At 73.9% G+C, this 12,460-nt stretch carries 10 protein-coding genes; 3 read left to right on the forward strand and 7 right to left on the reverse strand.

Annotation, left to right across the window (positions count from 1 at the left end):
* Positions 1–56 precede the first annotated feature (56 nt).
* From ACN6LD_RS09615 to ACN6LD_RS09625, 3 genes are read right to left on the reverse strand one after another with little or no spacing between them, the layout of a single operon-like run.
* Positions 57–896, reverse strand: a complete 840-nt coding sequence (locus ACN6LD_RS09615; RefSeq protein WP_445042881.1) for a sugar phosphate isomerase/epimerase family protein — start codon at positions 894–896, stop codon at positions 57–59.
* Positions 893–2,047, reverse strand: a complete 1,155-nt coding sequence (locus ACN6LD_RS09620; RefSeq protein ID WP_445042882.1) for a dihydrodipicolinate synthase family protein — start codon at positions 2,045–2,047, stop codon at positions 893–895. The genes ACN6LD_RS09615 and ACN6LD_RS09620 overlap by 4 nt, the downstream gene beginning before the upstream one ends.
* The gene (locus tag ACN6LD_RS09625) at positions 2,044–3,201 is read right to left on the reverse strand and encodes a Gfo/Idh/MocA family protein (protein ID WP_319195344.1); all 1,158 of its coding nucleotides are present in this window, start codon (positions 3,199–3,201) and stop codon (positions 2,044–2,046) included. Before ACN6LD_RS09625 ends, ACN6LD_RS09620 begins: the two co-directional genes overlap by 4 nt.
* A gap of 157 nt (positions 3,202–3,358) precedes the next feature.
* Here ACN6LD_RS09625 and ACN6LD_RS09630 point away from each other — a divergent pair, with 157 nt between their 5' ends.
* Positions 3,359–4,606 (forward strand): LacI family DNA-binding transcriptional regulator, encoded by a 1,248-nt coding sequence (locus ACN6LD_RS09630; protein WP_445042901.1) that lies wholly within the window; start codon positions 3,359–3,361, stop codon positions 4,604–4,606.
* Between the two features lie 385 nt (positions 4,607–4,991).
* Positions 4,992–5,792 carry a sugar phosphate isomerase/epimerase family protein gene (locus ACN6LD_RS09635; protein ID WP_319195340.1) on the forward strand — a complete coding sequence of 267 codons (801 nt, stop codon included), beginning with the start codon at positions 4,992–4,994 and terminating at the stop codon, positions 5,790–5,792.
* A gap of 89 nt (positions 5,793–5,881) precedes the next feature.
* Here ACN6LD_RS09635 and ACN6LD_RS09640 read toward each other — a convergent pair whose 3' ends face one another.
* Together ACN6LD_RS09640 and aroA are read right to left on the reverse strand one after the other, a co-directional pair.
* Positions 5,882–6,514 (reverse strand): GNAT family N-acetyltransferase, encoded by a 633-nt coding sequence (locus ACN6LD_RS09640; RefSeq protein ID WP_445042883.1) that lies wholly within the window; start codon positions 6,512–6,514, stop codon positions 5,882–5,884.
* Positions 6,511–7,782: a 3-phosphoshikimate 1-carboxyvinyltransferase gene (gene aroA, locus ACN6LD_RS09645; protein ID WP_445042884.1), complete on the reverse strand. Its 1,272-nt coding sequence runs from the start codon at positions 7,780–7,782 to the stop codon at positions 6,511–6,513. The genes ACN6LD_RS09640 and aroA overlap by 4 nt, the downstream gene beginning before the upstream one ends.
* A 644-nt stretch (positions 7,783–8,426) precedes the next feature.
* Here aroA and ACN6LD_RS09650 point away from each other — a divergent pair.
* Positions 8,427–10,229 (forward strand): glycoside hydrolase family 3 N-terminal domain-containing protein, encoded by a 1,803-nt coding sequence (locus ACN6LD_RS09650; protein WP_445042885.1) that lies wholly within the window; start codon positions 8,427–8,429, stop codon positions 10,227–10,229.
* Positions 10,230–10,353: 124 nt separating this feature from the next.
* On the opposite strand, the gene ACN6LD_RS09655 is transcribed toward ACN6LD_RS09650, so the two are convergent.
* Together ACN6LD_RS09655 and ACN6LD_RS09660 are read right to left on the reverse strand one after the other, a co-directional pair.
* A complete protein-coding gene (locus ACN6LD_RS09655; RefSeq protein WP_319198388.1) occupies positions 10,354–11,769 on the reverse strand; it encodes an aminopeptidase in 1,416 nt (471 codons plus the stop codon).
* Positions 11,770–11,963: 194 nt separating this feature from the next.
* Entirely contained in the window at positions 11,964–12,377 is a 414-nt protein-coding gene (locus ACN6LD_RS09660; RefSeq protein WP_445042886.1) for a hypothetical protein, read from the reverse strand.
* Positions 12,378–12,460: the final 83 nt, after the last annotated feature.

Raw genomic sequence — 12,460 nt, forward strand, 5'->3', positions numbered from 1 at the left:
CCGGAATGCTCCGGCCCCCGCGCCCACGGACCGTGGGAGCGGCCCGGCCCCGTCGCTCAGAGGTTCAGGTTCCCCGTGAACCGCTGCGCCGTCTCCGCCAGGACCTCGCGGCCGTCGCGGGCCCAGAGGCCGTCGTTGAACAGCTCGACCTCGATCGCGCCGGTGTAGCCCGCCGCCTCGACGTACCCCTGCCACTCCCGCATGTCGATCGCGCCGTCGCCGATCTGGCCGCGGCCGGTCAGCACGCCCTCGGGGAGCGGCGTCGTCCAGTCGGCGAGCTGGAAGGTGTGGATGCGGCCGCCCGCGCCCGCCCGGGCGATCTGGGCGGGAGCCTGGTCGTCCCACCAGATGTGGTACGTGTCGACCGTGACGCCGACCTGGTGGGCCGGGAAGCGTTCGGCCAGGTCGAGCGCCTGGGCGAGGGTCGAGACCACGCAGCGGTCAGCGGCGTACATGGGGTGCAGCGGCTCGATGGCCAGCTTCACTCCGTGCTCCTCGGCGTAGGGCCCGAGGACGGACAGGGCGTCCGCGATGCGTTCGCGGGCGCCGTGCAGGTCCTTGGAGCCGGCGGGCAGGCCGCCGGAGACCAGGACGAGCACCTCGGTGCCGAGCGCCGCCGCCTCGTCGACCGCCCGCCGGTTGTCGGCGAGGGCCGCCGTCCGCTCGGCCGGGTCGAGCGCCGTGAGGAAGCCGCCGCGGCACAGGGTCGTCACCGTCAGGCCCGCGTCGCGGACCAGCTTCGCGGTCGCCTCCACACCGTAGGTCTGCACCGGCTCCCGCCACAGGCCGACGTTCGTCACGCCCAGGTCACCGCAGGCGGCGACCAGTTCGGGCAGCGACAGCTGCTTCACCGTCATCTGGTTGATGGAGAAGCGGGTCAGGTCCAGGTCGCTCACTGGGACACTCCGTACAGGGCGAGCAGGTTCTTCATCCGCTCCTCGGCCAGCTTCGGGTCGGGGAACAGGCCCAGGCCGTCGGCGAGTTCGTAGGCGCGGGCGAAGTGCGGGAGGGAACGGGCCGACTGCAGGCCGCCGACCATCGTGAAGTGCGACTGGTGCCCTGCCAGCCAGGCCAGGAACACCACGCCCGTCTTGTAGAACCGGGTGGGGGTCTGGAAGAGGTGGCGGGAGAGTTCGACCGTGGGGTCCAGCAACGAGCGGAAACCCGTCACGTTCCCCGTGTCGAGGACGCGGACGGCCTCCGCCGCCAGCGGGCCGAGCGGGTCGAAGATGCCGAGGAGGGCGTGACTGAAGCCCTTCTCGTCGCCTGCGATCAGCTCCGGGTAGTTGAAGTCGTCGCCGGTGTAGCAGCGCACGCCCTGCGGCAGCCTGCGCCGGATGTCGATCTCCCGCCCGGCGTCCAGCAGCGAGACCTTGATGCCCTCCACCTTGTCGGGGTGGGCGGCGATGACCTCGAGGAAGGTCTCCGTGGCCGCGTCCAGGTCGGAGGAGCCCCAGTAGCCCTCCAGCGCCGGGTCGAACATCGGGCCGAGCCAGTGCAGGATCACCGGCTCGGCGGACTGGCGCAGCAGGTGGCCGTAGACGTCCAGGTAGTCCTCGGGGCCGCTCGCCGCCGCGGCCAGGGCGCGCGAGGCCATCAGGATGGAGCGCGCACCGGAGGCCTCGACGAGGGCGAGCTGCTCCTCGTAGGCCGCGCGGACCTCGGCGAGCGTGCCGCCGGCGGTGAGCTGGTCGGTGCCGACGCCGCAGGCGACGCGCCCGCCGACGGCCTTGGCCTCGGCGGCGGAGCGGCGGATCAGTTCGGCCGCGCCCGCCCAGTCGAGGCCCATGCCGCGCTGGGCGGTGTCCATCGCCTCGGCGACGCCGAGCCCGTGGGACCACAGGTGGCGGCGGAAGGCGAGGGTGGCGTCCCAGTCGACGGCGGCGGGCGAGTCGGGCGACACGTCCGCGAACGGGTCGGCGACGACGTGCGCCGCCGAGTAGACCGTGCGGGAGGTGAGGGGCGCGCCGGTGGTGAGGGCGAGCGGCTCGGTGCGGGGCTCGTAGGTCCGCAGGCCGCCGTCGGCGTCGGGCAGCTGGAGGGTCACAGCGTGACCTCCGGGACCTCGAGGCGGCGGCCCTCGGCGGAGGACTTCAGGCCGAGTTCGGCGAGCTGGACGCCGCGGGCGCCGGCCAGCAGGTCCCAGTGGTAGGGGGCGTCGGCGTAGACGTGCTTGAGGAACAGCTCCCACTGGGCCTTGAAGCCGTTGTCGAACTCGCCGTTGTCGGGGACCTCCTGCCACTGGTCGCGGAAGACCTCGGTGGCGGGGATGTCGGGGTTCCAGACCGGCTTGGGGGTCGCGGAGCGGTGCTGGACGCGGCAGTTGCGCAGCCCGGCGACGGCCGAGCCCTCGGTGCCGTCGACCTGGAACTCGACGAGCTCATCGCGGTTGACGCGGACGGTCCAGGAGGAGTTGATCTGCGCGATGGCCCCGCCGTCGAGCTCGAAGACGCCGTAGGCCGCGTCGTCGGCGGTGGCGTCGTAGGGCTTGTCCTGCTCGTCCCAGCGCTGGGGGATGTGGGTGGCGGTGAGGGCCTGGACGGACTTCACCCGGCCGAACAGCTCGTGCAGGACGTACTCCCAGTGCGGGAACATGTCGACGACGATGCCGCCGCCGTCCTCCGCGCGGTAGTTCCAGGACGGGCGCTGGGCGGCCTGCCAGTCGCCCTCGAAGACCCAGTAGCCGAACTCGCCGCGGATGGAGAGGATCCGGCCGAAGAAGCCGCCGTCGATGAGGCGCTTGAGCTTGAGCAGGCCCGGCAGGAACAGCTTGTCCTGGACGACGCCGTGCTTGACGCCGGCGGCGGTGGCCAGCCGGGCCAGCTCCAGGGCGCCTTCGAGGCCGGTGGCGGTGGGCTTCTCGGTGTAGATGTGCTTGCCGGCGGCGACCGCCTTCCTGATCGCCTCCTCGCGGGCGGAGGTGACCTGGGCGTCGAAGTAGATCTCGACGGTCGGGTCGGCGAGGACCGCGTCGAGGTCGGTGGAGACGTTCTGCGGGTCCAGTCCGTGCTGTTCGGCGAGCGCCTTCAGGGCGTGTTCACGACGACCGACGAGGACCGGTTCCGGCCACAGCACGGTGCCGTCGCCGAGGTCGAGGCCGCCCTGTTCGCGGAGGGCCAGGATGGAGCGGACGAGGTGCTGGCGGTAACCCATGCGCCCGGTCACGCCGTTCATGGCGATACGCACCGTCTTGCGTGTCACGTCGATCCCTTCGTAGGCGTCGTGCGCAGCGTTCCTGCGCATTCCGTACGCGGTTGTGCGCGCCGCGTACGCCTCATTCCTGATCAGCGTTACAGCAAGCGCTTTCTATACAGGAAGAAGCTAGCCTCTGACCGGTGGTCCGGACAAGACCGTGTCCATCCCGAGTTGTTCGAGGGGGCGAACAACAGGGGTCCCGGGCCGTAAGGTCTGCTCGACACGCCCGGAACCGCGCTCACCACGGCGCGGCCCACCAGGGCGGACGACGACGTACGACGAGATGCGTGACCGGAGGACTGACGAGATGACGGTGACCCTGGCGGACGTGGCGGCCCGCGCGCAGGTCTCGCCCGCGACGGTGTCGCGCGTGCTGAACGGAAACTATCCCGTCGCCGCTTCCACCCGGGACCGGGTGCTGCGAGCGGTCGACGAGCTGGACTACGTGCTGAACGGGCCGGCGAGCGCGCTGGCGGCGGCGACCTCGGACCTCGTGGGCATCCTGGTGAACGACATCGCGGACCCCTTCTTCGGGATCATGGCGAGCGCGATCCAGTCGGAGATCGGGGGACCCGGCGGCCGGGCCGGAGGCGAACGGCTCGCGGTGGTCTGCAACACGGGGGGCTCGCCGGAACGGGAGCTGACCTATCTGACGCTGCTCCAGCGGCAGCGGGCCGCGGCCGTGGTGCTGACCGGCGGGGCCGTGGAGGACGAGCCGCACGCGTCGGCGGTGGCGTCCAAGCTGCGCAGACTCGGCGAGGCGGGCACCCGCGTGGTGCTGTGCGGCCGGCCGCCGGCTCCGGACACCTCGGCCATAGCGCTGACCTTCGACAACCGCGGGGGCGGGCGGGAGCTGACCGAGCACCTCCTGGGCCTCGGACACCGCCGGCTCGGCTACATCGCCGGACCCGAGGAGCGCACGACCACCCGGCACCGGCTGGAGGGCCACCGGGAGGCACTGGCCGCGGCCGGCGTCGAGGAGGACCCGCGCTGGACCGTGCACGGACCCTACGACCGGCGGGCCGGCTACGAGGCGACGCTGGAGCTGCTGCGCCGGGACCCGTCCCTGACGGCGGTGGTGGCCGCCAACGACTCCGTCGCCCTCGGCGCCTGCGCCGCCCTGCGCGACTCGGGCCTGCGCATCCCGGACGACGTCTCGGTGGCCGGCTTCGACGACCTGCCCTTCAGCATCGACGTGGTGCCCTCCCTGACGACCGTGCGGCTGCCGCTGGCCGAGGCGGGAGCGCGGGCGGGCCGCATCGCCATGGGCCGCGAGGAGCCGCCGCCGGGCGGGATCGCGACGGTGCGGGGCGAGTTGATGGTGCGGGGGTCCTCGGGGGCGCCGAGGACGTCGTCGGACGAGACACGGACGGCGGGGGCCGCACAGCAGAGCGCTGCGAGCGGGGCGTAGTCGGCTCAGGCCGCACAGCAGAGCGCTGCGGGCGACGGGCAGGCGGCGCGCGCGGGACAGCGGAGCGCTGCGGGCGAGGCGTAGTCGGCTCAGGCCGCACAGCAGAGCGCTGCAGGCGAGGGGCAGGCGGCGCGGGCGGGACAGCGGAGCGCTGCGGGCGAGGCGTAGTCGGCTCAGGCCGCACAGCAGAGCGCTGCGGGCGACGGGCAGGAGTCCCGAGCTGACCCGACCTGAACCGAGCCCGGCCCTGAGCCGAGTCGCGGTGTATACGGCGTGGTGAGGTGTGGCGCGGTTCGCCGTGGTGCGCGATGCCCGGGCGACGCCGTCGTCGGTCGTAGGTCCCGGGTTACTGGACCCCGCGGCGGGTCCGGGTGAGAGTGGGGGCATGAAGTTCGCCTTCTCCACTCTCGGTGTTCCCGGTCTGCCCCTCCCCCAGGTGCTGCGGCTCGCGGTCGCGCACGGCTATCACGGCGTGGAGCTGCGCGCTCATCCCGAGGAGCCGGTCCATCCGGGGCTGAGTCCCGACGAGCGGTCCGAAGCGGCCGCCGCGTTCAAGGCGGCCGGCGTCGAGGTGCTGGGGCTCGCCGGGTACGCCCGGGTCGCCGCGCCGGGAGACGACGAGGCCGTCATCGACGAGATCCGCGCCCTCGCCGGTCTCGCCCGCGATCTCGGGGCGCCCTTCGTCCGCGTCTTCCCCGGCGGCGCGGACGGGCAGTCCCCCGCCGAGGCCGACGCCGTCGCCGCCCGGCGGCTCGCCGTCGCCGCCGAGTTCGCCGCCGACCTCGGCGTGCGCGTCCTGCTGGAGACCCACGACTCCCATCGCACCGGCGCGGACGCCACCCGCGTGCTGGGCCTCGTCGGGCACCGGCAGGTCGGCGCGCTGTGGGACGTGATGCACACCTGGCTGGGCGGCGAACAGCCGCAGGAGACGTACGCGGCGCTCGCCCCGTACCTCGGCTATGTGCAGGTCAAGGACATCGCGTCGGCCGACGACACCACGCCGCTGACGCTGGGCACCGGAGTGCTGCCGCTCGCCGAGTGCGTGGAGGTGCTGACGCGCCACGAGTGGGACGGGTGGCTGTGCTGGGAGTACGAGAAGCGCTGGTACGAGGCCGCCGCGCCGCTGGAGGGGCTCCTCGACGCCGGACGCGCCCACCTCGGACGGCTGCTGAACGACTCGGCGTGAGGCCTGGCCGAGGGCAGGACCTCCCCGGGCCGTTCGGAGCGCCGTGCCGCGTCCTCGCGGTGCTCACCGTGCCGCGTCCGTGACGGCGCTCACCGTGGCGTCGGCAGGAACCGCGCCACCCGCTGCGCCAGCCCCCGCTCGCAGTCCTGCCATTCGTCGGCCGTGACGGCGAACATCGCGGAGTCGCGCAGGAGGCCGTCCTCGCCCGGCGCCCAGGAGCGGGACCAGTTGCGCAGGACGCCCTCGAAGCGGGCGCCGACGCTCGCGATGGCGGCGCGGGAGCGGCTGTTGCGGGCGTCCGTCTTCAGGTCCACCCGGGAGACGCCCCACTGTTCGAAGACGTGCCGGAAGAGGAGCAGTTTGGCCTCGGCGTTGATGCCCGTGCCCTGCGCGGAGCCGGCCAGCCAGGTGTAACCGATCTCCACGGCGTCGAGTCGTTCGTCGCCCCGCCAGGAACGCGGCTCCAGGTACGCGGTCGCGCCGACCACCTGGCCGGTGGCGAGGGATGTCTGCGCGTAGGGCGCGACCCGGCCGGTGGCCGCGCGGGCGAGCTGGGCGTCGACGTAGTCGCCCATCTCGTCCGCGCGCGGGACCCAGGTGAAGGCGTACGTCTTCCGGTTCTCCTCGGCCGCCGCCGCCAGTCCTGCCGCGTGCCGGTGCTCCAGCGGCTCCAGGCGCACCAGCGCGCCCTCGAGCAACGGCCCCTCCAGTGTGAAAGTCACCCGACGACGTCCTTCCGCAGTGCCTTCGCCAGTTCCCCGAACGCCTCGTGGAAACCGGGGAAAGTCTTGCGGACGCAGCCCGGGTCGTCGAACGAGATTCCGGGGACGCGCAGTCCCGTCACGGCGAACGACATGACGATGCGGTGGTCGCCGTAGGTCTTGATGTCGGCGCCCTTGGGAGCGCCTGCGGAGGGAGAGCCGTCCGCGTCGGGCCGGATCTCGATCCAGTCGGGGCCGGTGGCCACCTCGACGCCGAGCCGTCGCAGGTTCTCCGCGCAGGCCTCCAGCCGGTCGCACTCCTTCACGCGGGTGTTCGCCACGTCCTCGATGCGCACCGGGCCGGTGGCGAAGGGGGCGAGCGCGGCGAGGGTCGGCATGGTGTCGGAGATGTCCCGCATGTTGACGGTGACGCCCCGGAGTTCGCCGGTCCCCGCCACGGTGGTGCGGTCCGCGCCGACGGCGACCCGGGCGCCCATCCGCCGCAGCACCTCCACGAAGCCCAGGTCGCCCTGGAGCGCGCCCTCGCCGAGACCCGGCACGGTCACCTCGCCGCCGGTCAGCGCGGCCGCCGCGAAGAAGTAGCTCGCGGTGGAGGCGTCCGGCTCGATCGCGTACGTCGTGGCGCGGTAGCCGCCGGGCGGGACGACGTACGTGTTCCCCTCGCGTCCGACCTCCACCCCGAACGCCCGCATCATCGCGAGGGTGATCTCCACGTACGGCGCCGAGACCAGGTCCGTGACGGTGACGCGCAGACCGGTGCGGGTCAGCGGGCCGAGCAGGAGGAGGGCGGTCAGGTACTGGGAGGACTGGCCGGCGTCCAGCACCACCTCGCCGCCCTCGACGCCGGCCGCCCGCACGGTCAGCGGGTGGTGGCCCTCCGCCTCCTCGTGGCGCACGTCCACGCCCAGGTCGCGCAGGGCGCGGGTGAGCGGGAGGAGCGGGCGGCGGCGCATCTGCGGGGAGGCGTCGAAGCGGTAGACGCCGTGGCCGGCGGCGGCGAGGGCGGGCAGGAAGCGGGCGGTGGTCGCGCCGTCCCGGCAGAAGACGTCGGCCTCGGCGAGCGCCGGCCCCTGCGGACGGCCGTCGATCTGCCAGGCGTCCGGCGTCCTGCCGACGCGGTACCCGAGCCGCGTCAGGCCCTCGGCGAAGCCCTCGGTGTCGTCGGAGCGGAGCGGGCGCTGCAGCGTGGTGACGCCGTCGGCGGCCGCGGCCAGGAACAGGGCGCGGGCGGTGATGGACTTGGAACCGGGGATGTCGACGAGGACCATGCCCCTCATGATCCCGCGCCGCGCGGTCGCGGTGCCGGTACGTCCACGGGATGGACGAGCGTCGAGACGGTTCCCTCCAGGTGAACGACCGGGTCGACGACGGGTCGGCGGCCGGGCGTCGGGCGGGTCGGCGGCGGGGTGTCGGCGAGGCGGCGGGGCGGGTGTCGGCGGCGCGGTGTCGAGGGCCGGGCGTCGGCTGGGCACAGGGGCGTCGGGCGGGTCGGCGGCGCGGTGTCGGCGAGGCGGCGGGGCGGGTGTCGGCGAGGCGGCCGGGCGGCGAGGCGGCGAGGCGGCGGCCGGGCGTCGGGCGGGGCGGCGGCCGGGTGTCGGCGGCGCGGTGTCGAGGGCCGGGCGTCGGCTGGGCACAGGGGCGTCGGGCGGGTCGGCGGAGCGGTGTCGGCGAGGCGGCGGGGCGGGTGTCGGCGGCGCGGTGTCGAGGGTCGGCCTGCAGATCGGCCGCGCCGACGGCTTGCGGCGATGAGGCGGGGGCCGACGACTGCGGCCACGGGCGGGAGCCGACAGGCCTCCGGCCACCGGGTGGAGGGGCGGCGCGCCCCCGTCCAATGCGCCGATGGCGGCGCCCGCGCGGGTAGCGTGCGCCACCGGTCCCCCACCCGTCACTCCCCCCACCGGAAGGAGCGCCGATGCCCTCCCGACGCACCGTCCTCACCGCCACCGCCGGCGTCACCGCCGCACTCGCCGTCGGCGGTCCCGCGTACGCGGACGATCGCCGGCCGCGCGAGCTCCTCTCCCGTATGACGGTGGAGGAGAAGGTCGGCCAGGTCTTCGTCTCGCGGGTGCACGGTCACTCGGCGACCGCCCCCGACCCGGCCGACGCCGACGCCAACCTCGCCGACTTCGGCGTCCGCACCGGCGCCGAGCTGCTCGCCCGTTACCGGCTCGGCGGCGTCATCTACTTCGCGTGGGCGCACAACACCCGCGCCCCGCAGCAGATCGCGGACCTCTCCGACGGGCTCCAGCGGGCCTCGCTCGGGCAGCCGCGCGGGCTGCCGGTGCTGATCTCCACCGACCAGGAGCACGGCGCGGTGTGCCGGGTGGGCCGGCCGGCCACCCTGTTCCCCGGCGCGATGGCGATCGGCGCGGGCGGTTCCCGCGACGACGCCCGCACCCTCGGCCGGATCGCGGGAACCGAGCTGCGGGCGATGGGCATCCGGCAGAACTACTCCCCCGTCGCCGACGTCAACGTGAACCCGGCCAATCCGGTGATCGGGGTCCGCTCGTTCGGCGCCGGCCCTGACGCGGCGGCCGCGCTGGTCGCGGCGGAGATCGAGGGCTACCGGGCGGCGGGGGTTGCGGCGACCGCCAAGCACTTCCCCGGGCACGGGGACACCTCCGTGGACAGCCACACCGGCTTCCCCGTCATCACCCACACCCGTCAGGAGTGGGAGGCGCTGGACGCGGCGCCGTTCCGGGCGGCGATCGCGGCCGGCGTCGACTCCCTGATGACGGCGCACATCGTGGTCCCCTCGCTGGACGCCTCCGGCGACCCGGCCACCCTCTCCCGGCCCGTCGTCACCGGGCTCCTGCGCGAGGAGCTGGGCTACGACGGCGTCGTGGTCACCGACGCCCTGGACATGGCGGGCGTGCACACGAAGTACGGCGACGACCGGGTGCCGGTGCTCGCCCTCAAGGCCGGCGTCGACCAGCTGCTCAACCCGCCCAGGCTGGACGTCGCCTGGAACGCCGTCCTGAAGGCCGTCCGGGGCGGGGAGCTCGCCGAAGGGCGGCTCGACGAGGCGGTGTTGCGCATCCTCCGGCTCAAGGAACGGCTGGGGCTGTTCGACGACCCGTACACCGCCCCGGACGCAGTCGCCCGGACCGTCGGCGCCCCGGAACACCTCGCGGCCGCCGACCTGCTCGCCGAGCGCACGACGACACTCCTCGTCAACGAAAGCCGCGAGGGCGGTACAGGCGGCCTGCTCCCCCTGTCGCCCCGCACCCACCCCGCGCTGCTGGTCGTCGGCGCCGATCCCGCCTCGCCCACCGGCACCACGGGCCCGCCCACCGGCGTCCTCGCCGCCGCCCTCGCCGCCCAGGGCTTCCGCACGACGACGCTGCCCACCGGCACGGACCCCTCCGCCGAGACGATCGCCCAGGCGGTGGCGGCGGCGGACGGCGTGGCCGCCGTGGTGGTCACCACCTACAACGTCACGGCGGGCAGCGCTCAGAAGACGCTGGTCGAGCGGCTGTCGGCGACCGGCCGGCCGGTGATCGCGGTGGCGGTCCGCAACCCCTACGACGTGGCACAGCTGCCGTCCGTCACGGCGTGCCTGGCGACGTACTGCTGGACCGACGTCGAACTGCGGGCCGCCGCGCGGGTGATCGCCGGCGCGGTATCGCCGCAGGGGAAGCTGCCGGCGCCCGTGCAGCGGGCGGACGACCCGACACGGGTGCTGTACCCGATCGGACACGGCCTGACGTACTGAGCCCCGGGCCGATCGGGGGGACGACGCAGGCCGGGGACGCCGGACGCCCGCTGCCGGACCCCGCTGCCGGCGTCCGGCGGCCGCACGCACCGGGTGAGGTGCGCGCGGCCGGTCCGGGGCATGCTCACGGGCGCAGCGCAGGCTCCCGTTCCACATCGCGCACGTCCAGCTTCGCGTCGAACTTCGCGAGCGGCTTCGCCCGGTCCACGGCCGGCGCCGGGACGCCCGCCCAGTCCAGGATGCGGGCCGTGGCCAGCGCCTTCTGGTCCGCGACCAGTCCGGCCACGTTCGCGCCGTGGTTCAGGCCGGGGGCGGTGAAGACGTAGCTGTCCTTCGCGCCCTTGCCGGGCCGGAACCGCTCCGAGCCCCACGGGTCGTTCTGGCCGTAGACGAAGAGCATGTGGCGGGCGTTGTGCCGCACCCACGTGTCGACGTCCCGCATCGCCCCCGGCCGGAACCGCATCGGGATGTCGCGGGGGACGAAGTTGCGCGGCGGCTGGTAGCCGTAGCGGATGTACTTCTTCTCGATGGCCGGGAAGTGGATCGTGGGGGCGCCGAGCTGGGTGCCCGCCTGGTAGTAGTACGGCGTGTACGTGGCGAGGCCCTGGTCGGTGTAGGCGGAGAAGCCGGAGATCTCGTCGACCGAGTTCCAGATCTCGTCGTCGGTCGCGGTGGCCGCGTCCGCCGGGATCGACGCGCAGTCGGAGAGCAGGCTGTACTGCCAGAAGCCCCAGACGTAGTCGAGGACGACCGCCTCGTAGGCGCGGTCCAGGCTGCCGATGGTGGTGAAGGTGTAGCCGTTCTCCGTCGCGTCCGCCGCGTACCTGCGCTCCAGGGGCTCCCGGCGCACCAGTGCCTCGCGCTGGACGGCGTTCAGCCGGTCACGGCACTCCTTCGTGCCGACGGAGGCGAAGAAGCGGTCGTAGGCCGAGTCTTCGTGGTCGACGACGTCGTTGGGGGCGACGTAGGCGACCACGCCGTCCATGTCCCGGGGGTAGAAGCGCTCGTAGTACGTCGCCGTCATGCCGCCCTTGGAGCCGCCCGTGGAGAGCCAGTTCTTCGCGTAGATCTTCTTCAGCGCCGCGTAGACGCGGTGCTGGTCGCTCGCGGCCTGCCAGATGTCCAGCTTGGACCAGTCGGCGGGGGCCGGGCGGGACGGGGTGAAGTAGCGGTACTCCAGGGAGACCTGGTTGCCGTCCACGATCTGGGTGGGCTCGCGGCGGCCGGGGTTGGTGGAGACGTTGTAGCCGCTGGTGTAGAAGACCGTCGGGCGGCTGACGTCCTTGTGCAGCACCGTGATGCGCTGCTGGAAGGCGCCCTTGGAGGGGTGCCGGTGATCCACCGGCTGGGTGTAGTTCAGGACGAAGAAGCGGTACCCGGGGTACGGCTTCTCCTCGATCAGGCTGATGCCCGGGATCGCGAGCAGCCGGTCCTTGATGTCGGTGGCCTCCGGCGTGGGGGCGGCGGTCGCCGCTCCCGCCGTGCTCAGCGTGCCTATGAGCACCGTGAGCGCGAGCAGCCATCTGAGCGCCTTGCGCATGCGCGTGCACCCTCCTTGTGAGACAGATGTGCGTCGCCGGAAGCTATCGGAGCAACACGGGTCACACCAGAGGGGGTTGGCGCATGCGGGGGTTCGGCGCGGCCGCCGCGCGGGTCGGCGTGCCGGCGGGTCGGCCCGTCAGCGTGCCGGCGGGGCGGCGGGGCGTCGCGGGGGCCGGGCGGACGACGCCCGGATCAGCACAGGAACCAGCCCGACCGGTACGAGCCGCTGCCCACCGCTGCCGTCACCCGCACGCGCCGGTGGCCGGCGTACGTCTTCGCGACCGGTGAACTGCGCGTGTGCATGCGCGACTTGTGCACGGCGACCAGCCCGCGTGCCTGGACGCTCACCGAGACCAGCCGCTTGACGCCGGGCCGCTTCTGCACGGTGACGGCGCACACCACGCCGCCGTCCCGGTAGATCAGGACGGAGCCGGTCGAGAAGGACAGGGTGCGCACCTTGCGTCCGGTGCAGGACGACCCGGCGGTGGCCGCCTGGGCGCTGCCCGGCACGGCGACGGCGAGCACGGCGGCCGCGATCAGCGCGGCCAGCGCCGCCGTCAGTCTTCGGACCGTCGTGCTCCGTGCGCGTTCCGCACCTGTGCCCACGGTCCCGGCCCCCTCCCGCGTCCGCCGTACGCGACGGCCGGCTGTGCCCCGGCCGTGCGCGCGATGCCCGTACTGATGTACGG

It is taken from the genome of Streptomyces sp. SAS_272 (genome assembly GCF_052543235.1).